This is a genomic window from Chitinophaga sp. Cy-1792 (assembly GCF_011752935.1).
Classification (GTDB): Bacteria; Bacteroidota; Bacteroidia; order Chitinophagales; family Chitinophagaceae; genus Chitinophaga.
In genome coordinates this window covers 1,928,617-1,955,593 of record NZ_VWWO01000002.1, presented here as the reverse complement: position 1 = coordinate 1,955,593, position 26,977 = coordinate 1,928,617, and the positions used below count along the sequence as shown (strand labels likewise).

Here is a 26,977-nt window from a genome sequence, read left to right as displayed (position 1 = left end):
TTTTGTTATGCGCCGGGAGGGGAGAAAGTTGAGTGTTTTGTTATAATAATATATTATGGAGAGGAGGACCTGGGATAACCCGGGAATAATAATTACTTTTATTGGCGAGCTAATTCCTGATGAGATGACCCAGACAGTAAAAAGATTACAGTTTCTTCCGAGTTTCCTTCCTGCTGCAACCGGTACACAGCGGGTATATCTGCTGGCCGGTGATATTGGCGGCACCAAAACCAACCTGGCGTTGTTTATGGCTGCCGGCGGACAGCTGGACGTATTAAGGGAGGAGACCTATGTGTCCAGAGATTATGCTAACGTAACAGATATGTTTGTGAAGTTTTTGTCGGAGAGTAACGACAGACCGGTAGAACGTATATGCATTGGCGTAGCCGGACCGGTTTTCAATGGGAGAGTGGAGCTGACCAATTTATCGAGGGAGCTGACGGTGGATGAAATCCGCCAGGCAACCGGTGTACAGCAGGTGGCGCTTATCAATGACCTGGAAGCTACTGCTTATGGACTGGCTACTTTGTCGCCACATGAGCTGACCACTTTGCACCGTGGTTCGGGTAATCATATTGGAAATATGGCAATTATAGCGCCAGGTACGGGTTTGGGTATGGCAGGCCTTTATTGGGACGGCACGTACCATCATCCGTTTGCATCCGAAGGAGGTCATACTGATTTCGCGGTACGTACAGACCTGGATATAAAATTATTAAAATACCTACAGGAGAAATATGAGATCGTAAGCTGGGAGCGGGTGATTTCCGGGCCGGGCATACATGATATCTATACTTTTTTAAGAGATGCAGAGGGGCTGGAAGAAAGCAGTAGTCTGAAAGAGGCTATGGCAAACGGGAATCCGTCGGCGGTCATTAGTCAGTCGGCGCTGGCAGGAGATATGGGTATTACTAAAAAGACGATGGAGTTGTTTGTGAGATACCTTGCGCGGGTATCCGCAGATCTTGCCATGAAATATAAATCGGTTGGCGGATTATTCCTTGGAGGGGGAATCCCGCCAAAGATTGCTGGACTGCTGGAAACAGGGGAGTTCTATAATCATTATATTCAGGGCGACCGGATGCAGGAATTGCTGGCGAGCGTGCCGCTGCATATCGTTGATAATGATAAGGCAGCACTTTGGGGTGCAGCATATTATGCTCAATTATTAAAATAAAATATTACTTTTGCCTCCAGACAGGAAATGGTGTCTTCCTGTATAATCCAACCGTTTCGCATCGCCGGAGCTGATGGCGCCTACAGATAGTTAAATGACCAGGAGTCGTTGATTCCATGTTTTATTTATTTGTAGGATCATGAAACAAACACAGCACTTCCCTAAAGATCAGTTATCGATTGTTTACCAGCTGCTTCGCTGGACATTACTCATTTTACCTGTTGCTATAATCACTGGTTCACTGGTAGCATTATTTCTTTGGCTGCTGGATACGGTAACGCATATACGCTGGCAGCATCCCTGGTTATTATATATATTACCTTTTGCAGGCATCCTCATATACTGGTTGTATAAGTGGGGAGGGAAATCTGCCGACAAAGGCAACAACCTGATCATGGATGAGATACATCAGCCAGGGGGCGGTGTTCCAGCTCGCATGGCGCCGCTGGTGCTGATTACTACTATAATCACTCATCTCTTTGGCGGCTCTGCTGGCCGCGAAGGGACAGCAGTACAGATAGGTGGAAGTATGGCAGGCTGGATAGGTCGTGTACTGAAACTGAATGAAGCAGATATAAAGATCATCCTGATGACGGGTATCGCGGCGGGTTTCGGTGCTGTATTCGGAACACCGGTTACTGGCGCTGTATTCGCCCTGGAAGTACTGGCCATTGGCGTGATGCGTTATGATGCCCTGATACCTTGCCTGGTGGCGGGTGTACTGGCAGATGTTGTATGCAGTTCCTGGGGAATCAGCCATACGCATTATCATATAGATTACGAGTCGATGGCAGCAACCATTGGGATACCATATATACATGCCGATTTATTATTGCTTGCCAAGGTGATCGCAGGTGGCGTCGCCTTCGGTCTCACCAGTTTTCTTTTTTCCTGGTTGATGCATAAGATAAAGTCTACCGCCAACGCCTATATTAAAATACCCTGGCTGGTACCTTTCGCAGGTGGTATCATCATCATTGTACTTTGCTGGATACTCCGTACAGATGCCTATCTGGGGTTGGGTGTTACTACCAGCAGCCCTGATAGTTTGGGTCCGAGTATCGTCAATTCATTTCGTGCTGATGCCGACATCAGTTATATGAGTTGGTTCTGGAAGCTACTGTTTACTGCTATCACGTTGGGTATGGGTTTCAAAGGGGGTGAGGTGACACCTTTATTTTTCATGGGGGCAGCATTAGGTAATGCTTTGGGGCATCTGATGGGTGCTCCGGTAGACCTTATGGCGGGACTTGGTTTCATTGCAGTATTTGCAGGTGCTACTAATACGCCGCTGGCCTGTACGATTATGGGCGTGGAATTATTTGGAACGCATCATGTGATATACTTTGCAGTGGCTTGTTTCACGGCCTATTATTTCAGCGGACATTCCGGAATTTACAGTGCGCAAAGGTTGGTGGTACCTAAGAAACGATAGCCCAATTCCGTAAGCGTAAATTATTATGTTAAATAGAATTATTTTTTCGGGAGGTGGTAGCATGAGATGAACCACCCACTTTTTAGCCCTTATTTTGATACCATAATATATTGACATAGGTAGATGCCCCTGGATAGTAAAATATATCCAGGGGCATTTTTATTTCTTCTTCCCGCTTCTGGCAGCAGTCACTAAACCATCGAGCCAATCCTGGTGGCCATTGATCATTTTATTAGGTTTTGATTTCGCCAGCTCTTTGGCGGGTAGGCCTATCTGGGATTCCTGGGTCAATATCCTTACTCTTTCTTCGCTTAGATTCTCCACCAGCCAGCAATGCAGTACATCAAATTTTGTATTGGCGTCTCCGTTCATCCAGCCGTGCCAGGATAGTCGACCTGTAGAACCGTCCACGGGGGCTACAAATTCCGTCACCTCGGCTTCCATGGGAAAGCCAAAAGTTCTGAACCGGAACCTAGACGTTTCATTGAGTTGTGGGCCGCCGCCGTTGTCAAATTCTATGGCGGAGGCGTTGCTATAATATTCCGGCCAGATATACGGGTGGCTGAGGTATGGCCAGATATCTTCGGCACTGAGTCCCGCGACAATCACTTCGTTGGAACAAAAGTTATCTGTGGTCCCTGGAAGGTATGGAGGAGGCCAGTTAATTGCGTTCATCATAAGTACCTGATTTTATCCGGGGGAATACAATCACCTTATAGATTTGTTTGAGGGATTTAAAACGCAGGAGAGGTGCCTGCCGATAAAATTTTAAAATTGAAAATCTTGTTACCTCCATCAACATAATTAGGACAGAATGAACTGATTTTCAGGGGACTGAGAATTAAATAGCTGAGATATAGGTCTACATGATTTCAAATATCGCATTCTCAGCGCACTCATCAGAGGGCCTCGGCAACCCTGGCGCGAAGCGCCTAAAAAATTTTTTTAAAAACCGACTCGCTTTGGGCCCGGAATTGTGTGTTTTGCATTATCCTATAATTTATATTATGTTAAGTAGAAAATTACACACGATTCCTTCTAAAGACCCTTCCTCCCGTAATTAGCTATACAAAAAAAATAAACCGATAAGGGGTCACTGATTCCTTACAGGAAAAACATCCATTATGAAAGCTGTTTTTAGCTGTATCCACCTTTCGATGATTCCAGAATTTTGCCCTGAAAGGTCAATTACAATTCCTTCATTAAATCATTGAATTATGGCTTACTATAACCTTCTTGTAAGAGATACCTTAAACGAAACAGGCACTAACCCCACTCCCCTTAACGACGATTATTGGGCCTCTCCGGATATTATACCATACCAGGAACAGTTTCTTTCCTGGGAAATGGCAAGTACTTATTATGGTAAGGATCTGGGTGAAAGTATCGTGGGTGGTCAAACGAATAATATATATGTCCGTGCCTTGAATACATCTTCCAACGCCATGACAGGTACTGTAAATCTTTATTGGGTACCCAGCAATCTGTTGATGCTACCTAATCAATGGACTGCATTGAGCACGATCAATACTTTTGCTGACGCAAATAATAATCCATCTATAGCGCCGGGTGATGTTGCACTTATCACCGCTCCATTTATTATTCAAACACTGGTAAATCCTACTACTGGAAATCACATCTGCCTGATTGCGGTCGTGAATAACAATGGGGTTCCCCCGGCAATACCATCCAGCTTCTCCTCTAATGCTGCTTACGCTCAGTGGATCACAGGTAATCCCAATATCGCACAGCGAAATGTCAATTACTATCCTGGCGGAAATAGCCTGGGGCTGATCAATGAGTTTGGAAATTCTAACAATGCAACCGCCAAGATGATATTTTCCATTACTGGCCCGGCTGCACTTGCAGGCGGAACGGTGGCTGCTAATTGCGTTGATAGCAGACTACCCATGCCTTTTTCGCAAACCGTGAATTTTACGTCATTAGATCAGAACAGTAGTAACGCTACATTTATGATGGCCGTTCCTCCAAACATTGGTACTGTTGGTAGCGCATCCATGAGTATGTCTCTCATTATCTCGATGCCAAACAATGGAACCATTCCTCCCAATTCTGCCGTAACAGTAGATTATTACCAGGTACCATCTGCCTCCCTGGAAGATCCCGCAGAACAGGCCATGACCAGACATTATGAATTAGCCATAGCCAACGAAACCGGTCAGGTAAACCTCCAAACCCTGGCACTGATAAAGCTTGGCAGCACACTGTCTATCGTAAGTGCAAATATGTAAAACTGCTATTCCTTCAAATCCATAAAACCGAATAATATGAACACCTACATAAATGCTGTCCAGGATTTCATGCCAGTCAATCAGAATAGCACCAGTAACTTCGTAAGTGGTCAGGGCTATTATTCCTGTGGCACAATGCCCTCATTTCTGCAAAACCGTTGGACCATTGAGATCTGGTGCTATCTTGATGCACTGGTGGATGAAATGACCCTTGTTTCCAAACAGGGAGAGTTTACACTCACCACCCAGAATACCAATATTGCTGCTGCCTTTGCTGGAAATGGCCCCACTATAACTGCCACGAACGTACTACAGGAACATACCTGGTACCTGGTAAGCATTTCGTTTGATGGCAGTGCCATGACGATATACCTGAACGGTGTACGTCTTATCCAGGCTTCCGGACTCACACCTCCGGCTGCCACAGATAACAACTGGGTAATCGGTGGTGATTTTTACGGACAAATTGATACGTGCAGATTATGGTCTACGGTGCTAACTCCTTATCAGATTTCAAACAACCAATGGACAAACTACCCTGCTGCTACCAGTTACCTGGAAGCCCAGTTTGACATGTCTGTTATGCCTGCGCAAGACACCTCTGGCAATAATGTATCCATTACACCTGCTGGAAATGGTATAGAATTTAATACCCTTGTTCCGGCTGTATCATTTAATGGTACTGCCTTCTGCGACCCATATGATGATCAGAACATCATTCCTTCCGGCACTACAGACTTCTCTGTTATGGCCACGATAAATCCGCAGTACCTGCCTGAGCCCCCATACAATACCAATGCTGCTGATGATAATATGATCATCATTTCAAATGGCACGGATGTATCCCCGGATGGTTTTATCCTCTCTGTAAATGCAGCAGGTAATGTTGTTTTTCAGTTAGGAAATGCCACTCCCCTGATTTCCAACACGATGCTTAATGCGGATACCTGGTACCATCTAGCTGCTATCTGGACTGCTGATACGCAAACTGCGGACATATATATAAATGGCATTTTCGATAGTTCTGTTGCGAATCTTCCGGCTCCCGGAATGCAGGGTGCTGTGCTGATAGGTGCAATAGACAGTGTGGCCGCGGACATGGCTATCAGCGGATTTCAGGGATATATACAATACGTCAGCCTATGGAATGAGGCCATTAGCGAAAGTCAGATATTGGCAGACATACAAAATGGTCCGCAATTTTCTGCCATGACTAATTGTTTAGCGTACTATGACCTGTCAGCACTCCCGGCCCAGAATCTGATCACGCTGAACCCTGTAGGATTAGTATCTGGTGCAAGTTATGCCATGCAACAAAGCATCGGAACCATATCCAATAGCGGCGCATTATCAGCTGTCCATCCAGTCACAGAACCTTCAACCGAAGGAAAAATAATGGATGCTTCACTCGTGCAGGCGGTAATGGAGGATTTTGAATTGTTTGCCATAAAAAGAGGAATACAGGGTGATCGCCTGGATGCCATGAAATCCCTTGCCATAAGCAATTTGCAAAGTTCATCTTCTACAAATGCCATGCGCTTTTCTATAGAAACCGGCGACAATGCCATGAAGCGTCTACGGCTGCATCATGCAGATGGCCAGTCCGAAATTGTATATGAAGCACAAATTTCAGATTGCACCATGGCACTGATTATGCTGATTACCCAGCTGATAGGCGGATTGGTAACAGCTTTTGGCCTGGTATATGAGAGCAGCAGTTTCGCCAAAGGAATGACCAGCTACCTTGGAAGCCGTATAAATACCATTGGCCTCGGACCCCAACTCACGGCAATTTTCAGCGGTGGCACCGTATCGATCACAAAGATTTTTAACGCGCTGAAATTATTGCGTGAATATTCCTTACTGGTTCCACTTGCTAAATTTTCCTGGCAACTGCTCTCCAATTCCCTGAGCTGGTGGACTGTCATTTCTCTTGGTGCCAGAATTGTCCTGATATTTAGTCCTGCTGGCCCGGCCGAAGCTGTCTGGTTTGCAGCACAACTGGCGAAGTCACTCTATGACATCACTTCCGCGGTTAACCAATATCTAACTGACTGTAGCAATATAACAGCTGACTGTGGCTGCGTTTCACCATCTCAGCCCGCACTGCATGCCGCGCAATTATAATTACGTTTTTAGTATCTCCCCGCCTGCCGCATTAATGCAATGCATCTCAGGCGGGGAAACTGCAACAATAAGTTTTATCTTAGCTGAATGAATGGCACAAGTAGCTACGTTTCAGATAAGTCCTGCCCCAATTCGCATGCGCATTAAATAGTAATCCTTGTGTGCATGCCATAGAGTCTGAAATTAACAGAGAGTACCAACATTACTATATTTCCCGCTTCCAGGTTGGTTTCTTTTGCTTTATATTAACCAATGGTTAACTCAGCTGGTTTCCTCAAATTGCTAATTTGAAAGCACATTCAAATCTGTTCTATTCATATGCAGCATATAAACTTCGGGGAGGCGCTCAAAGCCTTGAACAAGCTTAATGGCATCAAAATTCATGAAATTGTGGACCTGGCTTTTCCCAGGCATTCAGAGGCCCGCAAGCTACAGCTGGAAGACCTTCAACGGGAAAAAGGCAGCTATTTCGAGTTCTTTAGCTGCCTGGAAGGCCACGACCAGGAAGCATTCAACAGCTTCCTGAATCAGCTGATCGATGCAGATATAAAGATGCTCCTGGAATCAATCAAACCGCAGGAGATTACCAACGATGAGCTAAAACGCACCACCAGACTGGAAGCAATAGACATGGGTGGGAACATCCAGGTCTACGATGAAAACGGCCAGCATATCATTACACTCAATCCTGACCTGGATAAAGATATTCAGAAGGTATTCGCTACCGCCATATGCGCCGCATGGAATAACACCTTTGCAGCTATGATCACACCTGATGGTGTTTCCGACCTTAAACTCGCTGTGGGCAAGCCTGTCAAATGGGACCGCATCCGGCCTGAAGGTAAACCTGACATCCACTATCTCTGCGCAGGTACTACCGATACGATCTTCTATTTTCACCCTTCAACTGATTATGAAGACCGTCATTTCATCGATCTGAATGCCTATTCTGAAAATCTGAAAGAAAAGATTGCTAACAACTACGGCTATACGCTCGATGCTCCCCGTCGCGGGAAAGTCAATATTCATGCGCAGTTCGGAGCCAAAGCCAATTTCCGGCTCGCGCTGTTCATGTATATGTTCTTTCAGTCACGCAGTCAGAAAGGAGCATTTATCGGTACCTCTGCAGATACTCCTACCGCAGTTAATACCTACGGATCTATATTGATTGAACACGAATAATGCATGACAGCCACTACCCTTTTCACTTTCACGGCATAAACATATCGCAATAAAAAAACCGCCACGAGGCGGTTTTTTTATTATACATCTAAAAAGAAACAGCAGTTGCACTGCGCCATCAGAATGTGGCAGCAGCTGGTTGCTTGGCTCTAACGTTAATGATCGTACGATTTATAAATGGTGCCATCACTATAATCAACATAATTACAGCAATCAGGATTGCTATTAGGGCATAATAATCCATGGCATACTTTAGAAATACCTGCTTCTGCATAGCCCTGTTCAGCAAACCAGTAGCCGCTTTGGCCGCCTGGTCCATTGGTAAACCCCTTCCCTGCAAAGCTGACTGATAAGTATGGAGTCTACCCTGCAAACCGTCATCCACTGCCGTCACATGGTCGCTTAAACGCGCGCTGTGTATGTTGCTGAAGTAAATACTGAAGAAGTTGATCAACGCTGTACTGCCACTGAAAAATGCAAACCTGATAAACACGCCTACAGCAGCAGCACTCTGACTCAACTCAAATGGCACTGATGAAATCGTAAACAGGATAATGGGTGTCATCAGCAAACCTGCGCCTGCCCCCTGTATAAATAATGGCACGATGAAAGTACTCTGATCTGCCTCGGAGGCAAACAGGAAATACATCCACCCATGAAACAGAAGCATCAGGAAAAAGCCCACCAGCCAGATGAATTGCGTTGGCCGTTGCTTAATAATCAGTCGCGCTGAAATAACAGTTCCGGTAGCGACGCCCAGTATATTGTAAATGAACAGCTCATAGATATGTAATGGGTCCATGCCCAGTACCGTAGAGAAATAAGTGGTTGTAACGTTGAAGGCCCCACGAATAATATATAGTAGCCCGACTAACGTAATACCAAATACAAATCCCTTATACCTGAACACCTCCATATGTATCAGCGGGCGCTTACGCGTCAGCTGGCGTACTACAAATACCAAACCTAGTCCCAGCACCGCTACCAGACTCCATACAATCGTGGCGTCCTGCAGCCAGTAATATTGCTGTCCATATATCAGTACATATGCCAGGCATACCAGGAATGGCGCATACAGGAAAAAGCTACCCCAGTCAAGCTGGTACAGCGGTACCCGGCGTACCAGGTGTATCCTGTTCATCATCAGTAATAATAAAATAGCCCCCGGGAAGAAGCAATATATCATTACCTTATATAGTACATTGTATTCATAATCATCTATTATCGGCGCGGTTATTAATGAGGTAAAGGAAGAAGCGCATAAAATAAGGGCATAGAAAAAAGCATAGCCTATTTCCCTGGCATGGTTGGATTTCAGCCTGGAAAACAAGAGGGTAAGGCAAATGCTGGTAACGCCGCAGTTAAATATTCCCTGCAGAAAACGACAGATATATAATACAGGAAGCTGACGGGTATTATAGATGCAGAAAGTAACGATGACCTGTAATACCAGACAGATAAGAAAATATTCCTTCGTTGAGATACGGCTGAAAAATCTTCGCTCCAGCGGCGTAAATGCTGCCAGCGCGGAATAATACACCACCATTGAAAACTGGATATCCGCAGGTTCTACACCGTAAAAGCCTGTGGCGGCATTTACGTTGGCGGTAGACAATGCAAACAGCATGACCGTCGGCAACATTACCAGAATGATTGTCAGACGTATCAGCCATTCCGGTACCCAGCTTCTGAAAGTTCCGTCATTAGCCATATACTTAGTTCCTCTCTTTTTTTACCAGCACCACCGCACTCATACCAGCGGAAAGTTCTTTCAGTTCTTCTGGATTACCGTTCACGCGTATACGAACAGGAATACGTTGTGCAATTTTTACGAAGTTACCGGTGGCATTATCCGGAGGCAATAAGGAAAACCTGCTGCCAGTAGCGCCAGATAAAGACTCTATCGTACCGGTGAATTTCCTGCCTGGAAAAGCGTCGATGGCAATATCTGTAGACTCTCCCACTTTCATATGACGGATCTGGGTTTCTTTGAAGTTGGCAACCACCCATTTTCCGGAAGCCCTGTCTACGATGAAAGCTAGTGTCTGGCCTGCCTGCACCAACTGTTTCGGCTGAATGGTTCTGCGTCCCATTTTACCATCGTAAGGCGCCAGGATAACCGTATAGGAAACCGTGAGGTCATTTCTTTTTACTACGGCCTCTCTTCTTTGGATCTCTGCATTTAAAGCTTTCAGCTGTACTTTGGCGTCTTCTATTTTTGAGAGAGAAGCATCATAGGCATTCTGTGCTGTTTTATAGTCGGAACGGGCAACGTCGAGGGCAGCGGTTACTCTGTCCAGCTGTTGTTTGGTGGCAGATTCCACATCATATAATTTCTTATAGCGGTCATATTCCTGCTCCTGGTTAACCAGCTTCGCTTTGGCAGCAGCAATCTGCGACTGGTATACTTTGGAGCCCTGGTCGCTTGTTCTGACACTGCTTTCAATAACAGCAATCTGTGCGCGGGCATTTGCCAGTGCGGCTTCCGATTCCTGCTGTGCGGCAGCATACTCGCTATTATCAATTACTACCAGCGTATCCCCTTTCTTTACGTCCTGGTTTTCTTCGTAACGTATTTCTTCCACATAGCCTGTTACTTTGGCCACAACAGGGTTGATGTATTCGTCTACCTGCGCATCGTTTGTTTCTTCGAACCTTGACTGGCGGATCAGGGTTTTGATCCCCCAGATAGCCAGGAATATTACCACAATAGAAGCTACGATGGTCGTTACTCTGGAAATGATTCTGTCCGTTCTGTTGGTGCTGGTGTCTGTGTTTGTTTTGTTGTTCATATAATTATAGGTTGCCTGTTGCTTTCAATAATTGATAGTACTGGAGTTGTGCCGTTACTTCTGCTGTTGTCAGATCAAAGCGGGATTGCAGCAACTGTGTTTCTGCATCCAGCAGGTCTGTCATCAGCGAGAGCTGGTTAAAATAGGTATTGTTGACAATCCTGAAATTTTCCTGGGCCTGTGCGATATTGTCTTTCGCCACCTGAATCCTGGTAAGCGCCTCCGTATAACGCAGGTAGGCTGCTCTGACATCTTCCCTTACCTTGTCCTGCGTATCACTGTGCTCTATCTCCTGCCGCATCAGGTTGATCTTTGCTTCAGCCTTGCGGTGCTTGTTCATATATAGCTGAGAGATAGGCATGGTTGCTTTCACACCTGCCTGACCGAGTCCATATAACGTGAACGCATATGGGTAGAGAATAATCTGCGGATAGGTATATGCATACTCTGCGTAGAGACCTACCTTCGGAGCAATGTTAGCCTTTACCTGCTTGAGTTTCAGCTCACTGAGCTTCGTCTCTTTTTCAGAAATCTTAAACTCGTAGGAGTTATCGTAGGCTTCATGCAGGTAATCTTCGTAGGTGCGTTCAGGTGAGACATGCGGATCGATGGTATCGGCAGCGATTTTAATAATGGCAGAATCGGGATCTCCCATCATAATATTGAGACGCTGCATAGCAATCTTAAGACTGTTACGGATTTCCAGCAGCGACATCTTCTGTTTGGAAAGCTTGAGTTCCGCCCGGAGTACATCACTTTTCAGTACGACCCCGTTTTTCAGCAGCTGCCTGATTTCTTCCAGTTCTTTTTCCCGCTCTGCAATGTCCTGCAGCATTACCTTTTCGTACTTGTAATTCCGGTAGATATCGAGGTAATAGGCCGCGGCCTTATATCTCAGCTCTTGTTCGCTGAGATTCATCTGATCTTTTGCCAATTCACTTTCTGTCTGGGCAGCAGTTATTTCGCGTGTTGTTTTACCTCCGTTATAAAGATTGAGGTAAGCTTCCGCACCAAACTGATAGGTGCCTTTCTTTTCAATAGGTACTTGTGTGGGAGCTTTGAACAGACCATCTTCATATAAAGCAAAATTCGAAAACCGGCCATAACGACCATTGGCTGCAACTTCCGGGAGCCTTTCCGTTTTTGCTGTCTTTACACGCTCTGCAGCACCTTCCACCTTTAATTGTTGCATCTGCAACTGTTTGTTATAGGTGGCTGTCTTTTTCCAAACTTCTGAAAGTGTTAGGGTGTTTGTAGGTTCAGGGTTTTGGCCATAAGCCTTAATGCCGCCTGATAATGTGCATATTAGCACACCCGCCAGCAACTTATTAGTAATTCTAGACATACTTATGTTGATGAAGCTGCAAAGTTCCATTCAGTTGATTAATTATTTTTTCTATAAATTGCCATTAAATTGTTAGAACCGGCCAAATGAAAAAATCTGAATATGACCTGATCCTGGAAGAGACCGATGCGATACCGCAATCGGCCTATGTATGGCATTGGAAAACCGAACATCACTTCCCTTTTCATAAGCATAACAAGGGACAGTTAACGTATGTTGAAGGAGGTGCCGCATTTTTATATACCAGGGAGAAAACCTACTTTCTGCCAGCGCGGCATTATATGTGGGTACCGGCTGGTGTAGAGCATTATTTCACCCATCGGTATCCGGCTAACTTTGTGCGTAGTATTTATTTTTATGCAGAGGAAGATGATTACAACAACCCGTTCTATACCACTACCGGCATCTACCCTGTTACTAATCTCCTCCTTGAAATGATCCTGTATACCGCCCATTGGGAAGGTGATATCATGCCCGGCACCAGGGAATTTACCTTTGTAAAGGCGATGAAAAACATCCTCCCGGATATCAGTACCAGCCCCTTACCTATTACACTGCCTACCAGTGAAAACCCGCGTATGCAGCCCATTTTGCGGTATATACAGGAAAACCTCAGTGAGCCGTTGACCATGGAATCTGTATGCCATCAGTTCAATACCAGCGAGCGTACGCTGACACGTCTTTTCAGGGCTACGATGGATATCTCCTTCTTTCAATACCTGAAGCTGGCCAGGATGGCCAAGGCCATGGGTTACCTGATAGAAACAGATAAGACTATCAGTGAAATCGCCTGGGATACCGGCTATAACAGCGTGTCCGCATTTAGTAATACATTTTTCAAACTGGTAGGCAAGCGCCCGTCCGACTATCAGCATCTCAACAAGAGCATTGACCTGGAGGAGGAAGAAGGGTAAAGCGCCGTTCAGATAAAAAGCATTGCATATCTCCGGGAAATATTTGATCTTGACTACTCAATCAAGGTCTAAATAAATGATGACAACAATGAAAAAGTGCTGGCTGTTCCCGTTCCTGCTGACGGGCATGACAATGCCAGCGGCCAGGGCGCAGCAGCACCCAGCGAAACCCACCCCAGTGGCCACGGAGAAAATCACAACATCGGTAAAGCTTAACCCGGATACCTCCATCGTTTCCAACCATGAAGTAACGGTCAGAGGGCAGCGAATTCCCTATAAGGTAATTACAGGCACGCAGCCCGTCTGGGATGAAGATGGCAAAGCTATCGCAGGCCTGTTCTATACGTATTATGAGAGAACGGATGTAAAAGACCGGGCGTCGCGGCCGTTGGTGATTTCATTTAATGGTGGCCCGGGTACGCCGTCGGTATGGATGCAGATCGCCTATACAGGCCCACGCCTGTTGAATATAGATAATGAAGGCTATCCCGTACAACCCTATGGGATACACGAAAATAATCAGTCTATTCTCGATATCGCGGATATCATCTACATAGATCCGGCTAATACCGGCTTCTCACGGGTTTTGGCAAAAGATATTTCCAATAAGTTTTTTGGAGTGAATGCAGATATCCGCTACCTCGCCGAGTGGATCAATACTTTCGTGTCGCGTCAGAGCCGCTGGGCATCTCCCAAGTTCCTGATCGGTGAAAGCTATGGTACCACGCGCGTTTCAGGTTTGGCGCTGGAGTTGCAGAATGCACAGTGGATGTACCTGAATGGGGTTATCCTCGTATCGCCCACGGAATTAGGCATTGAAAGAAACGGCCCGGTTGATGCTGCCCTCCGACTCCCCTATTTTGCCGCAACTGCCTGGTACCACAAGGTACTGGCGCCTGAATACCAGCAAAAAGACCTGAATGCGTTCCTCCCGGAAGTAGAGCACTTTACGGTGAATGAACTGATTCCTGCCATCAGCCAGGGTGGCTTCCTGGATGACCAAAAGCGAAAAGAGATTGCTGATAAAATGTCTAAATACGCCGGCATTCCTGCAAAAGAAATCCTGCAGTATAACCTGGACGTACCTACGAATTTCTTCTGGAAAGAGCTGCTGCGGGAACAGGGCTTTACGGTAGGGCGTCTTGACAGCCGCTATCGGGGTATAGATAAACAGCTGGCAGGTGATGGGCCCGACTACAATGCAGAGCTGACCTCCTGGCTACATGCGTTCACACCGGCTATCAATATCTACCTCCGTGATGAACTGGGCTTTAAGACAGACCTGAAATACAATATGTTTGGCCCTGTACATCCATGGGACCGATCCAATGACCATACCGGTGAGAATCTCCGGCAGGCAATGGCTCAGAACCCTTACCTGCATGTGATGATACAGTCTGGCTACTATGATGGTGCCTGTGATTACTTCAATGCCAAATACTCTATGTGGCAGCTGGACCCTGGTGGCAGGTTGAAAGACCGCCTATCCTGGAAGGGCTATAGAAGCGGACATATGATGTACCTGCGTAAGGGAGACCTCGCACAGGGTAATGAGGACATCCGTGCATTTATTAAAGCAGCTATTCCTAAAGAAGGCCAGGCTGCTAAATACTAATCCGCGCTTATCTCACTATCATATCTGCCCGAAGGGCGCATTAAAAAGCCCTGATCTCTAAAGATCAGAGCTTTTTAATTATTTAGTGAGATGATTTGCATTACATAATCCGATAGCTTACGCCCAGCATCAGGTAGATGTTATAGAGCGGGAAATCCAGCCCTTTAAAATCGCTGGAGAAGATTGGCCGGAGTCCCCAGGAAAGATCTCCCATTACGCTCAGTCGTTTACCTACACGTCTTTCTACGCTGCCATTCAGGCCTGCATCGAAATTCCTTACTTCATTGCTGAAGTCGAATGTGGCGTGGTCTACCAGGATTTTCTCGCCGGTAGGGCCTCCGTTACGGATATAGCCATTGGATACATCTCCATAGAAATTACTGCTGAATTTCCAGGCCACATAGCCCCCCAGTGTGAAACGCCAGTTGATATTCGGATGAAATACCGCACCAAAAGGCACGGTGAAATAGGTGTTTTTGATAGTAGTTTTATTCTGACCGGTAAATATACCTTCAAAGGTTCCGGTAGAGGAACCGTCCTGAACAGTGATGATCGTCGGGAAATACTGCACATGGTCTTTGGTGCCCATACCCTTATAATCGAGTTTTACGCCCAGGGAAACGCCCCATTTAGGGTGTAGCATATAACTGAGCTCATAGCCCAGTGCCGGGCAGAATTCGGGCCAGAATGCGTCAATAGAACGGATGGTGGCAGGAATACCTACCGGGGTGGTGGCGCCGAAATTGAAACCAGCATCTATACGGTGTTCAAAATGAGGCCGGAAGTTAGTTGAATCCTGTGCCTGAACCTGGCCAAAAGCCAGGAGCAGCATTAATGCTATATAACCAAATACTTTGCTATTCATATACAATTAATCTTTTATTCGTGAACAATCTGTAAACTATCTACCTGCAAGCGGCTTCCTACGGCACCGGCATAACTGTCTCCATTCTGGCTGGAGGAGATAACGATGGCCAGCATCATGTTGTCGGGTAGTGTAGTGACATTGTATACAAATGGCAGGTCGAATTTTGTCCAGTTGCCCCTGGCAGAACCATCCGGTAATGTAGCAGTGGCGATAATTCTGTCGGACGTATGAATATTGGTACCATCGAGTCTGGTAGTACCGCGGTACAGTACAGCGTAGATGGAGCAGGAATCTGTAATGCCTGGCTGTGGCGTACCGGCTTTATTGATATATACAGGGCCTGGCTGGTATTTATAGTAACCGGTGAATCGCAGAGCGCGGCCTCGGTAAGGCTGTCCGAACTGAGTGGCCTTCAACGGAGCAGTAAGGGCAAAGCTGCTTTCAAACACACCCAGGTAAAGGGAACCGGCAAAGAGTTTAATACCGAGGATCGACGACAGCGCCGTGCCCCCTCTGGTTTGCAACAGGGCCGAATAGTTGCCGTGGTAGGCATCTGTGGTATCCCGCAGCGGATAAGCGGAAGGATCTTTTGTAACACCGGCAAGTGCTACGCCGGGGTTACCTGACGACCATATCTGTGTAGAATCCGGTTCTATCGGGTACAGGTATTTGCTGGAAGGCTGGAGCACCCAGTTCTCGAAATCCCAGGCCCAGTTGCCAACATTGACGACAGCGACCGTGTATACCTTATGATATTGTTTACTTTGGGACGTAACCGTGTATTGTTTGATACCCGTACTGTCGAAACGGAGCGTATCTCCTGATGCCGGATCAATGGTAGATCCTTCGGTTACCACGATCCGTGGTACAATCCCGTCTGTGAAAGCGGAAGGCTTCAGGTACAGGAGGATTTTTGCATTTGCGTGGTCAATAAACACATCGCTGGTAAGGTATTTCTTATCCACGATGAACGAGTCAATATCCGCTTCCGGGTTCAATGGAACATCTTTAATACAGCTGGAAAACAGTACTGTAATTAGAGCGGCGGCGACACATAGATTCCTAAAAGTCATCATCATATCTATTATTAATCAAAAAAATATTAACATTGCGCCATGCCTGATAAAGAAAGAATAAAAAGAGTAAGCATCTATTCCGCTAAATGTGTCACTGGTGTGGTGATCGTAAGCATACTTTCCTGGCTAATCGGCTACAAAGATATAGTATGGGTACTAATTTCCGTGATGCTGGTATTATCTCCAGATGGTTCTGATGCAGTAACGCTTGCGGTTACACGTATAAAAGCCAATCTGATAGGCGCTTTGTCCGGGTTCCTGCTCATAGCCATTCATCCTAATCAAATGCTGATGATGAGCATTGCCTGCTTAATAACAGTTGTGCTCTGTAATTTGTTAAAACTGGAAGCGGCTACACGAACTGCATTGGCAGCAGCTATTATCGTCATGACCCACGAAGCGGGGTTGCATGTCTGGGATACCGCTATTGGGCGTGTTAGCTCAGTAGTTGCTGGTTGTCTGCTGGGATTGGTGATTACCTTTCTTTTTCATAATAAATTTACCCAGCGCACCGTAGACCAGGTAGATACGAACCAGGAGGCTTAGTACAGAATTTCTCCAGAATTGCCCTTTAGTTTTGAATGAACAAGGAGCGTTGCATGAAGAAATCGATAATAATAACAGGTCTTTCCCTGGCCTGTATGCACCTGGCAGTGGCGCAGACAACAGATTCGCTAAGGCAGGTAACAGATACCGGAGCTGTAAAATCAGCAGATACCATTTCTCTTACTGTACCAAAAATAAAGGTCGCAGCCACCAACCTGCCATCTTTTCAAACTTCCCTGACTGGCATATTGGTACCGGCGGCCATGATTGGCTATGGGTTCATCGCCCTGAACAATCACTCACTCTTAAACCTGAATCATAGTACCAAGGCGGAGATAATTGAAGATCATCCACATTTTAATACTGGCGTCGATAACTTTTTACAGTATTCTCCGGTGGCAGCAGTGTATATACTGAATGCTGCGGGTATACATGGAAAGCATAACCTGCGCGACAGAACCATTATCCTGGGTATCTCTGCATTGATTACCGGCAGTACGGTACAGGTCCTGAAAACACAGACACATGAAGAAAGACCGGACGGCAGCAATAACCTGAGTTTTCCCAGCGGCCATACCGCTACGGCCTTTGCGGCTGCTGAATTCCTCCGTCAGGAGTACAAAGATGTATCTCCCTGGTATGGTGTAGGCGGATATATCGCTGCAACGGCAACGGGTGCACTGCGAATGTATAATAACAGGCATTGGTTAAGTGATGTGGTGGCAGGAGCAGGAATTGGAATATTAGGAACAAAGGCAGCTTATTGGATCTATCCTTTTATACAGCGTAAATTATTTCCTGCAAAGCAAGGCGTGGTAGTGATGCCATTTTATGATGCACAATGGAAAAGCACCGGTTTAAGTCTTTCTCTGACGAGTTTCTGAGAATATAAAAAAATGCATAGCCTTCTGCTTGGATTGTGAGCAATCTCACATTCAGCCATGCCGCATAAACCAAAAAACAACTACTTTATCATTAATTCAAAAGCGCAGTGGCTTTTAGACGGGGCAGTATAAGGGGTTCCGTTGCCTGGTTTATAAAGGGGTTTCACATTTCCACTCTTCTGATTATTAAATCACCCTAAAGTAAAACGAAGGTCATGAACACCTTTTCGAAAAATTAGCATTCAACAAATATCACACAACCAGTTGGATAATTTTGTAAACAGCTGGTTAATTAGAGATTTTTCAAATCGCATATTAGATAAATCCGGTTTTGTTAACATCTAATAAAGGAATGCACCATAAAATTGAGATATATTTATTGGATACCCGTAAACCACCAAAGGTAGCAATCCGAACCATTCATTTATTGAACTGCTGTCCTTATAAAAATCTCAAAGGAATATGTACGGACCATTTATTTTTCTTGCCGCTTGTCTTGCATTTTACCTCCTCTACAGAATCCAGGCGCTGCGTAAGCTGAGCCGCACAGACAAGCGTTTCCTGCCATTTGAAGGAGAAGACGCCATACACGAAGCTAGAATTGTTGGAGCAGGTGATAACATGTTCAATGCATCCAGGTACTTACGTAGTGTCCGTAATAATTCAGACTGCAGATGGATGACCGTAGCCATCAGCCAGATCATCAGAACCGATATGGGTACCAGCCGCGATACCAGGCTCATTACCAACCTGGCGCCGGGTGAAGAACGCAAACTCGGACATGCAGACGATGTACAGGAAGGGAAATATAAAATCTATATCGGCTATGAAATCCTCTGGGCCAGGTATACTACCCAGCCCTCCTGGTACCATCCTAAAAACCGGAAATACCCTTCTCCCGCAGAAATGTATGATGAGGCATGGCGCAGACTGAATACCGACTTCATGGGAGACATGCACAAGCAGGACCGCCTTGGCGGCGAGCTATGGCCTTAAATGACCCGTTCCTGCCCCAAACCCACGGTCATGCACCAACGCCAGCCAGCAGATAGATAAGAATATGCCTGTAAAGGAGCCGGCAGTAACATCCTCAAAGAAATGCTGACTCATATACATCCTGGAATAACCTGTCAGCGCCGCCAATACGAAAAATAGTATGGTCCAGGTTTTATTCCGGCAGTAGTAAGACAATACGGTAGCCGCTGTAAACGCACAAACGGTATGTCCCGACGGAAAGCTCCGGAAATTATCCAGCACATCTATTCCCGGCACATAGTAAATGTTATGGAGTCGCGGATCCTTGGTACCTGCACGCAGTTGCTGTTCGAAATAACGATGCGGCCTCGGAAAAGCCACGATAAATTTAAACGCAAAATTCACCACTGCCGTAAACAGGTATGCGGTAGCCATCACGAAACTCTGGCGCTTGTTGATGAAAAACAGGATGGCCACCAGCGCCACGGCAGCGCCGGTACTACCCAGCTCGGTAATCTTCGGAAAGAACCAGTCGCCGGCCGGTGTATGCAGGCTATTGATATAAAAATAAATGTCCTCTCTGCTATAAAGTATCTTAATCAGCAACATGGCTGTGAATACAGGGATAAACAGCCAAAGCAACAGCCTGAGTTCCTTCAACACCTCTTTGATGCGCGTCATATGCCTCTCTTTAAATTATTGATATTTACGCCACCAGTAGCTGATGGTTTCTTTGTCGGGCAAGGTAGCGGTGGCTCCCGGCTCCGGCATCCATAAGGTAACGTTATGTTCTTTTGCCAGTGGCAGAATACGCTCTGCCGGCTCATCCCAGGGATGCAATGCCAGGTTGAAGGTGCCCCAGTGGACGGGCAACATAATACGGCCTTTCAGTGCCTGGTGTGCTTCAATGGCTTTGGCAGGGCCCATATGAATATCCGGCCATGCGGCGTCATAAGCTCCTATTTCAAGAATAGTCAGGTCAAAAGGACCATAGGTATTGCCAATATCGGCAAAGCCGGGAAAAAAGCCGGAGTCGCCTCCGATAAAGACGTTATACCTGTTTCCTTTAAGTACGTAGGATGTCCAGAGGGTACGGTCCCTTCTCAGCCAGCGGCCGGAGAAATGTCGTGCAGGCGTAGACGTGAGGGTGATGCCATCTGCCAGGTTGGTTACGCCGCCCCAGTCGAGCACAGTGATTTTTTCTTCGGGGATCCCCCAGGCTTTCAGGTGTTTATCTACCCCCAGCGGACAAATAAACCGGGGAACACGGGGCCCCAGGTATTTCATCATATGCCTGTCCAGATGGTCCCAGTGGTTATGTGTAAGCACTACTGCCGTCAGTGGCGGCAGCTCTTCCTTGCTAACGGGAGATTTAAAAAAACGTACAGGCCCCATCCAGCTAAATGGTGATGCCCTATGGGTAAATACCGGATCTACCAGAATCCTGATGCCTTCCATTTCCAGCAGGTAGCTGGAATGTCCCAGCCAGGTATATTGCAGTTCCCGGGAAGGTATCGGCGACAGCGCTTTTGGACTTATTGTAAAAGGGCCCAGTGGCTTAGGCGGAATTCGCTGGCCTTTTTCCGTCATGAAGCGCCAGAGCGTATGCGTCATGTTATCGCTTCCTACCATTGTAGGCAACGTATTGACAAACTGTTTGCCGTTGAAATGTGATGATGTCTCCAAGAGTTAGTGTGTTAGCCTGCGATGGTAATTGATCTGTCCGAGATGGTACCGGAGATGTCCGTAAATATATGTCAAAAATCCGCCATAAGTTAATCCGGGATCTTTAATGGGATTATCGGCATAAACCGTTAGCAGGAATTCGTCGGTTAAGGTCGGGAACACGGTCCAGATAACATTGGTTGCATCCTGAATATCCGCCAGGAGGGTATCTCTGGACAAATTCTTAGCGCTGAACTCGTAGTCCCTGTCGCGTACATAGCCGGTATTACCCAGCTGTGCACCAATGAAATGCCGGATGTTCCCGCAGATATGGAGGCAGAGGTTTCCGCCGGAATTCTTAATACCATCCGGCACTTTCCAGATCAGCTCGTCCGAACTATAAAGTTTAATTTCTTCTGCCAGTGCCAGCAGTTCTTTATTGAAGAGTGGCGGTAAAATTTTCTGTAGCATGATCCAGGGTTTAAGACCTGTAAAATACGAAGAATAAATAAACTGCTGTTAGCTGGTCATTCGCTATAAGTTATTCAATCATCTTCTTAAATTCCGGCATAAAACTTCCAGTGTGGATTTAACTTTAATAATATCTTCGGGAGGCACACCTCTTTCTGCCTGCGCTACAACAGATAACGCCAACGGATATACTTTTTCCTTGAGCCGGTGGCCGGTATCTGTTAGCCAGACACGTTTACTACGGCGGTCTTCATCGTCGGCGGTCCTGGTAACCAGCCCACGTTTTTCAAGGTTATCTACCAGTTTGGTTAAACTGGCCTTATCCTTGTCAGTCTTGTCTGCAAGTTCCTGTTGCCGGCAGCCATCCTGTTCGCTCCATAAATGGCGGAGAATAAAATACATGTCTGGGGTGAGGTCAACTCCTTTTTCCATAAAAAGAGAAAGCAATTTAAGCCGGTAGGCTGTGTGCGCGCGCGTAATATGTCGACTAACTGCTGAGCGCAGTATATCGGCCATTTCAGGTTCACTCATTGTAATCATTGGGTTTAATCAAGAATATCGGTTCTATTAAAATAAGAATTCTTTTAGAGGTAACGTCTATTATAACGCAATTTAAACATATATTATATAGCATTTGTTTCAATTTAAGAAATCAGGAGGATGACTAACCAAGCAGTAAAACCCATGACTGGGCTAAAGAAGCGATTTTACCGGGTAATTTTTATGGCAGATACCCCTGCCGGACGCATTTTCGATACCATGTTATTATTGGCGATACTCACCAGTGTTGCCGTAATAATGATGGAAAGTGTGCAACAGCTGGAATTGAAGTATTATCAGCTGTTCCATACCCTGGAATGGGTTTTCACCATATTATTTACGATAGAATATGTGCTCCGGGTCTGGTGTTCGCCCAAACCGGAAAAATACATGCGTAGCTTTTACGGCATTATTGATCTCTTATGTGTGGTACCTACCTACCTTGATTTTTTACTGGGTGGCGCACATTTCCTGATCAGCATACGCATACTTCGCATGCTTCGTATTTTTCGTATATTCAAGCTGGTGCCCTTTCTGCATGAAGGCCAGCAGCTCACGCTGGCACTACAGCGCAGCAGGAGGAAGATAGCGGTGTTTTTCTTCTTTATTCTCTTGCTGACAATAGTACTTGGATCTATTATGTATGTAATCGAATCAGGGCATAACTCTGGTTTTACCAGTATCCCTGTAAGTATTTACTGGGCGGTGGTAACACTTACCACCGTAGGTTATGGAGACATAGCCCCTATCACGCCGCTGGGACAGGCGTTTTCAGCTGTCATCATGATTATGGGTTACGCCATCATTGCCGTACCTACAGGTATTGTTACGGCGGAGATGACAAGGATGCGTGCCGGCGCCAGTGTAACTGTTCGCACCTGCCCTGAATGTCATAAAGATACTTTTGATGAAGATGCTACCTTCTGCAAATACTGCGGACATCATCTATAAAAATATAACCGATACATGAGCAACGGCATGAAAATATCTTCCCTTCTGGACAATGACTTCTACAAGTTTACCATGCAGCATTGCGTGGTGAAACTCTTTCCCAAGGCCCGGGCACGATATAAGTTCATTAACAGGGGACAACATTCATTTCCTCCCGGCTTTGATAAAGTACTCCGGCAGGCAGTAAATGATATGGAGCAATTATTTCTTACCAGGGAAGAAAAACTATACCTGGCTAATACCTGCCCCTACCTCGACCCTACCTATCTCGATTTCCTGCAGGGCTACCGGTACAATCCAGACGAAGTGCATATTTCACAACACGGGGAAGCGCTGGAAGTGATTGTAGACGGTTATTGGTACAGGACTATCTTATGGGAAGTGCCGCTGATGTCGCTGATATGTGAACTCTTCTATGAGCAGACGGGTCAACATAGGGTTTCAGACGAGGAAGTCATCTCTATAACAAAAGAAAAAATAGAGAACTACGCCAAACTGAATATCACCATTGCTGATTTCGGTAGCAGGCGGCGGCATTCCCTGGCAGTACATAAGCTGGTGGTACAAACACTCCGGCAATACGGGCAGGGCTGCTTCATCGGCTCCAGCAACGTACATCTGGCGATGCGTAATGGTATTATCCCTGTGGGCACCCATGCGCATGAGTGGTTTATGTTCCATGCTGCCAAATATGGTTTTAAAATGGCCAACATGCTGGGATTGGAACACTGGGTGAATGTTTACCGGGGCGACCTGGGAATTGCCTTGTCCGATACCTATACCAGCGCTGTATTCTTTGAACAGTTTGATAAGAAATTTGCCAAACTCTTTGATGGCGTCAGGCATGATAGCGGCGACCCGCTGCTCTTTGCTGACCATACCATTGCCCATTACCTCAGCAAAGGCGTTGATCCGATGAGTAAAACCATTATCTTCTCTGATGGTCTCAACTATGAAAAGGTAGCAGAAATCGCGGCCTATTGCCGGGGAAGAATAGGTATGTCGTTCGGTATTGGCACCAACTTCACTAATGATGTAGGCCTGGAGCCATTGAATATTGTTATTAAGATGTATGAGGCCCATCCTGAAGATGCGCATGAATGGACGCCAGTGGTTAAACTCAGTGATGTAAGCGGGAAATATACCGGCGATCCGCGCATGATCGCGCTGGCTAAGGAAATATTAGGGATCGTATAGCCTTGTAGGGAAATAAAAAAAGCCATCTCTATTTAATAGAGATGGCTTTTTTTATTTATCAGGCAGATGATTAATTCGCATTGGCAGCAGTACCTAAACCGATACCGGTATCGCCCTGGCTGATATCGCCGGTTTCGTAACCTTTCTTGAACCACGACATACGTTGAGCAGAAGTACCATGCGTAAATGCATCCGGTACGATACGACCGGTGGCAGCCTGCTGGAGTTTATCGTCGCCAACGGCGCTGGCAGCGTTCAGTCCGGATTCGATATCACCTGATTCGAGGATCTTTTTCATTTTATCGGCATGGTTAGCCCATAGGCCTGCAAAGAAGTCGGCCTGCAGTTCGAGCATCACAGAATATTTATTGTATTCGGTTTCACTTACACGGCCACGGAGGGCCTGAAGTTTCTTGCTGATGCCAAGCAGGTTCTGTACATGGTGTCCTACTTCATGGGCAATAACATATGCCTTGGCGAAATCGCCCTGCACACGGAAACGTTGTTCCAGTTCAGTAAAAAAGGAAACGTCGAGGTATACTTTATTGTCTGCCGGGCAGTAGAAAGGTCCCATGGCGGATTCAGCGCCGCCACATCCTGAAGTGGTAGCGCCATCGAAGAGCACCATTTTAGGTTTATAGTAGGTTTTTCCCATTTTGTCGAACTGATCTGTCCATACTTCTTCGGTGCTATGCAGTACTTTAGCAGAAAATACCTGCATAGGGCTGGCGTTATCTTTGGTAAGCTGTTCGGAGCTTTCTTGTCCACCGGGACCCTGTACCTGTTGTACAGCCTGCATCACCGTCTGAGGGTCCTGTTTGAGGAATAGCGCAATAACAAAAATGATAACAGCGCCGATACCGCCGCCGATAATTCCGCCGCGCGCACCTCCGCCAGATCGCTTCTCGACGTTGTCACTCATTTGTTCATCGTCTAAACGCATAGTAGTGTTAGGGTTTAATGTTCTATAATGAACCCGAAATTACATTATTGCCCGTGATTTACCCGTTTCCATGGTATCTTAATTTTTACAAGTATCCGGGATTCTGTAAATTACAGGTACACCAGAACTATCTATAATTCACGGACATGAAAATTCAGCAGATCATTTTAGCCGCAAGACCTCATGGCTTACCCGACAACACGATATTCGAATTTATTACCACCGACCTGGCAGATCCGGGACCTGGCGAGGTACTGATCAAGCCGGTGTATTATTCCGTTGACCCTTACATGCGTGGGCGCATGAATGCAGCCAAATCTTACATTCCTCCCTTTGAAGTGGGTGCTCCCATTGAAAGTGGCGCCATTGCCATGGTAGAAGAAAGCAACGATAAAGGTTTTCAGAAAGGAGATTATGTTATGCTGCAGAGCAGCCGTCCATTAATGCCCTGGACAACTGCCGCAGTATACCCCGCCACCAGTCTCCGTAAGCTCGACCCTTCCCTGCCCCCTACCTGGTATCTGGGAATTGCCGGTATGCCGGGACTGACTGCTTATTTCGGACTGACAGACATCGGCAAGCCAAAATCCGGTGATACCCTGGTCATTTCAGGAGCTGCCGGCGCTGTCGGACTCGCTGTCGGACAAATTGGCAAAATTTATGGATGCAGGGTAATAGGTATCGCCGGAGGAGCAGAAAAGGTGAAAATGCTTACAGACAATTTTAACTTCGACGCCGCCATAGACTATAAGAACAACAAAGACATAAAAGGCGCCATCGCCAGTGTCTGCCCAAATGGTGTGGATATATACTTTGACAATGTAGGCGGAGATATTTCCGATGCCGTCATGCCTAACCTGAACTTCCATTCCAGGGTAGTGCTTTGCGGACAGATATCCATGTACAATGAAACAGAGCAACCCATTGGCCCACGTGTACAGCCACTAATGGTGACCCGCAGCATTCTTATGCAGGGCTTTATCATTGGCGACTATGCACCACGATTTGGGGAAGGCATTAAACAACTGGCTACCTGGCTACACGAAGGGAAAATCAGGAATGCCGAAACCGTGACAGAAGGATTTGATAAATTACCGGAAGCACTCCTGGGACTGTTTTCCGGAAAAAACAGCGGAAAAATGATCGTGAAAGTATGATGGTATTTTTGCAGTAAGATTACTTATTTTTAGGGATGAACAAGCCTGTAATACATACCCGCATCAGAAAGGTGGACCGGCAGGAAATGCTGGACACTGATGATATCCTTGCAGCAGAAGAACCGCTGGAAATCAGGCTTATTCACGGCCCTACACATAATCGCCGGCAGCAAAGTATTTCCGTTACCATGCGCACGCCTGGAAACGATGAAGACCTTGCCGCCGGTTTTCTTTTTTCCGAAGGCATCATACAGCAGTATAACGCCATCGCACATATGAAAACAGAAGAAACCTCCGCAGGTACGATCATTACAATATCTCTCAAAGAAAATATTCTTCCCCAGCTAAACGGCAGTCAGCGTAACTTTACCGCTACCGCCGCCTGTGGTGTTTGTGGCAAACAGGACATCAGCAGTATTCATACAGGCGTTAGCGTGAGTAATGCTTCACTTCAGGCTCATACCACCACTATCCTGAAAATGCCGGAATCATTAAGGGTACAGCAATCGCTGTTCGATAGTACCGGCGGTATCCATGCAGCAGCATTGTTTAACCAGCAGGGGGAGATCGTACTGATGCAGGAAGACATAGGACGCCATAATGCCGTAGATAAAATCATTGGCGCCGCATTGAGAACAGACCGCTATCCGTTGCAGCAATACATGTTATTACTCAGCGGACGCGCGGGATTTGAACTCATACAAAAGGCCGCTATGGCAGGCATTGCATTTATTGCAGCGGTAGGAGCCCCTTCCAGTATGGCCGTTCAGATGGCCACCGCCTGGAATATGACACTAATCGGCTTTCTCCGGGAAAACCGTTTCAATATCTATACAGGCGCCCATCGCGTGAAGATTTGATCATT

At 46.3% G+C, this 26,977-nt stretch carries 25 protein-coding genes and 1 riboswitch; of the genes, 14 read left to right on the top strand and 11 right to left on the bottom strand.

Annotated features, from left to right (window positions below; translation table 11 throughout):
* Nucleotides 1-55 precede the first annotated feature (55 nt).
* Together glk and F3J22_RS22145 are read left to right on the top strand one after the other, a co-directional pair.
* Nucleotides 56-1,177 (top strand): glucokinase, encoded by a 1,122-nt coding sequence (gene glk / locus F3J22_RS22150; RefSeq protein WP_240155143.1) that lies wholly within the window; start codon nt 56-58, stop codon nt 1,175-1,177.
* 14 nt (nt 1,178-1,191) lie between these two features.
* A riboswitch (Fluoride riboswitch) is annotated at nt 1,192-1,267 on the top strand.
* Nucleotides 1,268-1,316: 49 nt separating this feature from the next.
* Entirely contained in the window at nt 1,317-2,612 is a 1,296-nt protein-coding gene (locus F3J22_RS22145; protein ID WP_167020113.1) for a voltage-gated chloride channel family protein, read from the top strand.
* Nucleotides 2,613-2,771: 159 nt separating this feature from the next.
* Here the strand turns inward: F3J22_RS22145 and F3J22_RS22140 are convergent, their stop codons facing one another.
* Nucleotides 2,772-3,290, bottom strand: coding sequence for an SRPBCC domain-containing protein (locus tag F3J22_RS22140; protein WP_167020112.1), 519 nt, complete (start codon nt 3,288-3,290; stop codon nt 2,772-2,774).
* Between the two features lie 539 nt (nt 3,291-3,829).
* Between F3J22_RS22140 and F3J22_RS22135 the strand changes: the two genes are divergently transcribed.
* The 3 genes from F3J22_RS22135 to F3J22_RS22125 all read left to right on the top strand — a co-directional run bounded on the left by F3J22_RS22135 (nt 3,830) and on the right by F3J22_RS22125 (nt 8,173).
* Complete coding sequence (locus F3J22_RS22135; protein ID WP_167020111.1) at nt 3,830-4,864, top strand: hypothetical protein; 1,035 nt, start codon at nt 3,830-3,832, stop codon at nt 4,862-4,864.
* Between the two features lie 36 nt (nt 4,865-4,900).
* Nucleotides 4,901-6,991, top strand: a complete 2,091-nt coding sequence (locus tag F3J22_RS22130) for a LamG domain-containing protein (protein WP_167020110.1) — start codon at nt 4,901-4,903, stop codon at nt 6,989-6,991.
* A 318-nt stretch (nt 6,992-7,309) separates the two neighbouring features.
* Nucleotides 7,310-8,173 (top strand): hypothetical protein, encoded by an 864-nt coding sequence (locus F3J22_RS22125; RefSeq protein ID WP_167020109.1) that lies wholly within the window; start codon nt 7,310-7,312, stop codon nt 8,171-8,173.
* Between the two features lie 118 nt (nt 8,174-8,291).
* Here the strand turns inward: F3J22_RS22125 and F3J22_RS22120 are convergent, their stop codons facing one another.
* Genes F3J22_RS22120 through F3J22_RS22110 form a run of 3 tightly spaced genes read right to left on the bottom strand, consistent with a single transcriptional unit; the run spans nt 8,292 to nt 12,277 of the window.
* Nucleotides 8,292-9,884, bottom strand: coding sequence for an MFS transporter (locus F3J22_RS22120; RefSeq protein WP_167020108.1), 1,593 nt, complete (start codon nt 9,882-9,884; stop codon nt 8,292-8,294).
* A 4-nt stretch (nt 9,885-9,888) separates the two neighbouring features.
* Nucleotides 9,889-10,965, bottom strand: a complete 1,077-nt coding sequence (locus F3J22_RS22115) for an HlyD family secretion protein (RefSeq protein ID WP_167020107.1) — start codon at nt 10,963-10,965, stop codon at nt 9,889-9,891.
* Nucleotides 10,966-10,969: 4 nt separating this feature from the next.
* On the bottom strand, nt 10,970-12,277 hold the full coding sequence (locus tag F3J22_RS22110) for a TolC family protein (protein ID WP_370459465.1): 1,308 nt from the start codon (nt 12,275-12,277) through the stop codon (nt 10,970-10,972).
* Between the two features lie 119 nt (nt 12,278-12,396).
* Between F3J22_RS22110 and F3J22_RS22105 the strand changes: the two genes are divergently transcribed.
* Both F3J22_RS22105 and F3J22_RS22100 read left to right on the top strand, forming a co-directional pair.
* The gene (locus F3J22_RS22105) at nt 12,397-13,224 is read left to right on the top strand and encodes an AraC family transcriptional regulator (protein WP_167020105.1); all 828 of its coding nucleotides are present in this window, start codon (nt 12,397-12,399) and stop codon (nt 13,222-13,224) included.
* 88 nt (nt 13,225-13,312) lie between these two features.
* Nucleotides 13,313-14,839, top strand: coding sequence for a S10 family peptidase (locus tag F3J22_RS22100; protein WP_167020104.1), 1,527 nt, complete (start codon nt 13,313-13,315; stop codon nt 14,837-14,839).
* Between the two features lie 100 nt (nt 14,840-14,939).
* Here F3J22_RS22100 and F3J22_RS22095 read toward each other — a convergent pair whose 3' ends face one another.
* A complete protein-coding gene (locus F3J22_RS22095) occupies nt 14,940-15,704 on the bottom strand; it encodes an outer membrane beta-barrel protein (protein WP_167020103.1) in 765 nt (254 codons plus the stop codon).
* A gap of 14 nt (nt 15,705-15,718) precedes the next feature.
* Nucleotides 15,719-16,786: a PCMD domain-containing protein gene (locus F3J22_RS22090; RefSeq protein ID WP_167020102.1), complete on the bottom strand. Its 1,068-nt coding sequence runs from the start codon at nt 16,784-16,786 to the stop codon at nt 15,719-15,721.
* Nucleotides 16,787-16,822: 36 nt separating this feature from the next.
* Between F3J22_RS22090 and F3J22_RS22085 the strand changes: the two genes are divergently transcribed.
* From F3J22_RS22085 to F3J22_RS22075, 3 genes are all read left to right on the top strand, one after another.
* On the top strand, nt 16,823-17,329 hold the full coding sequence (locus tag F3J22_RS22085) for an FUSC family protein (protein ID WP_167020101.1): 507 nt from the start codon (nt 16,823-16,825) through the stop codon (nt 17,327-17,329).
* 53 nt (nt 17,330-17,382) lie between these two features.
* Nucleotides 17,383-18,213, top strand: coding sequence for a phosphatase PAP2 family protein (locus F3J22_RS22080; protein ID WP_240155141.1), 831 nt, complete (start codon nt 17,383-17,385; stop codon nt 18,211-18,213).
* A gap of 462 nt (nt 18,214-18,675) precedes the next feature.
* The gene (locus tag F3J22_RS22075; RefSeq protein ID WP_167020100.1) at nt 18,676-19,209 is read left to right on the top strand and encodes a hypothetical protein; all 534 of its coding nucleotides are present in this window, start codon (nt 18,676-18,678) and stop codon (nt 19,207-19,209) included.
* Here F3J22_RS22075 and F3J22_RS22070 read toward each other — a convergent pair.
* The 4 genes from F3J22_RS22070 to F3J22_RS22055 form a co-directional block, all read right to left on the bottom strand.
* Nucleotides 19,198-19,869, bottom strand: coding sequence for a phosphatase PAP2 family protein (locus tag F3J22_RS22070; protein WP_167020099.1), 672 nt, complete (start codon nt 19,867-19,869; stop codon nt 19,198-19,200). The genes F3J22_RS22075 and F3J22_RS22070 overlap by 12 nt on opposite strands.
* 15 nt (nt 19,870-19,884) lie before the next feature.
* Nucleotides 19,885-20,874, bottom strand: a complete 990-nt coding sequence (locus F3J22_RS22065) for an MBL fold metallo-hydrolase (RefSeq protein ID WP_167020098.1) — start codon at nt 20,872-20,874, stop codon at nt 19,885-19,887.
* A 3-nt stretch (nt 20,875-20,877) separates the two neighbouring features.
* On the bottom strand, nt 20,878-21,324 hold the full coding sequence (locus F3J22_RS22060; RefSeq protein WP_167020097.1) for a DinB family protein: 447 nt from the start codon (nt 21,322-21,324) through the stop codon (nt 20,878-20,880).
* 78 nt (nt 21,325-21,402) lie between these two features.
* Entirely contained in the window at nt 21,403-21,756 is a 354-nt protein-coding gene (locus F3J22_RS22055; RefSeq protein WP_167020096.1) for a MarR family winged helix-turn-helix transcriptional regulator, read from the bottom strand.
* Nucleotides 21,757-22,047: 291 nt separating this feature from the next.
* Between F3J22_RS22055 and F3J22_RS22050 the strand changes: the two genes are divergently transcribed.
* The gene (locus tag F3J22_RS22050) at nt 22,048-22,815 is read left to right on the top strand and encodes an ion transporter (RefSeq protein WP_240155140.1); all 768 of its coding nucleotides are present in this window, start codon (nt 22,048-22,050) and stop codon (nt 22,813-22,815) included.
* Nucleotides 22,816-22,830: 15 nt separating this feature from the next.
* Nucleotides 22,831-24,012 carry a nicotinate phosphoribosyltransferase gene (gene pncB, locus F3J22_RS22045; protein ID WP_167020094.1) on the top strand — a complete coding sequence of 394 codons (1,182 nt, stop codon included), beginning with the start codon at nt 22,831-22,833 and terminating at the stop codon, nt 24,010-24,012.
* Between the two features lie 70 nt (nt 24,013-24,082).
* Here pncB and F3J22_RS22040 read toward each other — a convergent pair whose 3' ends face one another.
* Entirely contained in the window at nt 24,083-24,955 is an 873-nt protein-coding gene (locus tag F3J22_RS22040; protein WP_167020093.1) for a neutral zinc metallopeptidase, read from the bottom strand.
* 146 nt (nt 24,956-25,101) lie between these two features.
* On the opposite strand from F3J22_RS22040, the gene F3J22_RS22035 reads away from it, so the two are divergent.
* On the top strand, nt 25,102-26,112 hold the full coding sequence (locus F3J22_RS22035; RefSeq protein WP_167020092.1) for an NADP-dependent oxidoreductase: 1,011 nt from the start codon (nt 25,102-25,104) through the stop codon (nt 26,110-26,112).
* Between the two features lie 35 nt (nt 26,113-26,147).
* On the top strand, nt 26,148-26,972 hold the full coding sequence (gene fdhD, locus F3J22_RS22030) for a formate dehydrogenase accessory sulfurtransferase FdhD (RefSeq protein WP_167020091.1): 825 nt from the start codon (nt 26,148-26,150) through the stop codon (nt 26,970-26,972).
* Nucleotides 26,973-26,977: the final 5 nt, after the last annotated feature.

Excerpts from the sequence above, each read along its gene's own strand:
- F3J22_RS22090 (WP_167020102.1), bottom strand. The coding sequence starts at position 16,786 with ATGATGATGACTTTTAGGAATCTATGTGTCGCCGCCGCTCTAATTACA.
- F3J22_RS22060 (WP_167020097.1), bottom strand. The coding sequence starts at position 21,324 with ATGCTACAGAAAATTTTACCGCCACTCTTCAATAAAGAACTGCTGGCA.
- F3J22_RS22145 (WP_167020113.1), top strand. The coding sequence starts at position 1,317 with ATGAAACAAACACAGCACTTCCCTAAAGATCAGTTATCGATTGTTTAC.
- F3J22_RS22130 (WP_167020110.1), top strand. The coding sequence starts at position 4,901 with ATGAACACCTACATAAATGCTGTCCAGGATTTCATGCCAGTCAATCAG.
- F3J22_RS22125 (WP_167020109.1), top strand. The coding sequence starts at position 7,310 with ATGCAGCATATAAACTTCGGGGAGGCGCTCAAAGCCTTGAACAAGCTT.
- F3J22_RS22115 (WP_167020107.1), bottom strand. The coding sequence starts at position 10,965 with ATGAACAACAAAACAAACACAGACACCAGCACCAACAGAACGGACAGA.
- F3J22_RS22075 (WP_167020100.1), top strand. The coding sequence starts at position 18,676 with ATGTACGGACCATTTATTTTTCTTGCCGCTTGTCTTGCATTTTACCTC.
- F3J22_RS22070 (WP_167020099.1), bottom strand. The coding sequence starts at position 19,869 with ATGACGCGCATCAAAGAGGTGTTGAAGGAACTCAGGCTGTTGCTTTGG.
- F3J22_RS22120 (WP_167020108.1), bottom strand. The coding sequence starts at position 9,884 with ATGGCTAATGACGGAACTTTCAGAAGCTGGGTACCGGAATGGCTGATA.
- F3J22_RS22095 (WP_167020103.1), bottom strand. The coding sequence starts at position 15,704 with ATGAATAGCAAAGTATTTGGTTATATAGCATTAATGCTGCTCCTGGCT.
- F3J22_RS22080 (WP_240155141.1), top strand. The coding sequence starts at position 17,383 with ATGAAGAAATCGATAATAATAACAGGTCTTTCCCTGGCCTGTATGCAC.
- F3J22_RS22140 (WP_167020112.1), bottom strand. The coding sequence starts at position 3,290 with ATGATGAACGCAATTAACTGGCCTCCTCCATACCTTCCAGGGACCACA.
- F3J22_RS22055 (WP_167020096.1), bottom strand. The coding sequence starts at position 21,756 with ATGGAAAAAGGAGTTGACCTCACCCCAGACATGTATTTTATTCTCCGC.
- F3J22_RS22085 (WP_167020101.1), top strand. The coding sequence starts at position 16,823 with ATGCCTGATAAAGAAAGAATAAAAAGAGTAAGCATCTATTCCGCTAAA.
- F3J22_RS22040 (WP_167020093.1), bottom strand. The coding sequence starts at position 24,955 with ATGCGTTTAGACGATGAACAAATGAGTGACAACGTCGAGAAGCGATCT.
- F3J22_RS22105 (WP_167020105.1), top strand. The coding sequence starts at position 12,397 with ATGAAAAAATCTGAATATGACCTGATCCTGGAAGAGACCGATGCGATA.
- F3J22_RS22100 (WP_167020104.1), top strand. The coding sequence starts at position 13,313 with ATGAAAAAGTGCTGGCTGTTCCCGTTCCTGCTGACGGGCATGACAATG.
- F3J22_RS22035 (WP_167020092.1), top strand. The coding sequence starts at position 25,102 with ATGAAAATTCAGCAGATCATTTTAGCCGCAAGACCTCATGGCTTACCC.
- glk (WP_240155143.1), top strand. The coding sequence starts at position 56 with ATGGAGAGGAGGACCTGGGATAACCCGGGAATAATAATTACTTTTATT.
- pncB (WP_167020094.1), top strand. The coding sequence starts at position 22,831 with ATGAGCAACGGCATGAAAATATCTTCCCTTCTGGACAATGACTTCTAC.
- F3J22_RS22050 (WP_240155140.1), top strand. The coding sequence starts at position 22,048 with ATGGCAGATACCCCTGCCGGACGCATTTTCGATACCATGTTATTATTG.
- fdhD (WP_167020091.1), top strand. The coding sequence starts at position 26,148 with ATGAACAAGCCTGTAATACATACCCGCATCAGAAAGGTGGACCGGCAG.
- F3J22_RS22135 (WP_167020111.1), top strand. The coding sequence starts at position 3,830 with ATGGCTTACTATAACCTTCTTGTAAGAGATACCTTAAACGAAACAGGC.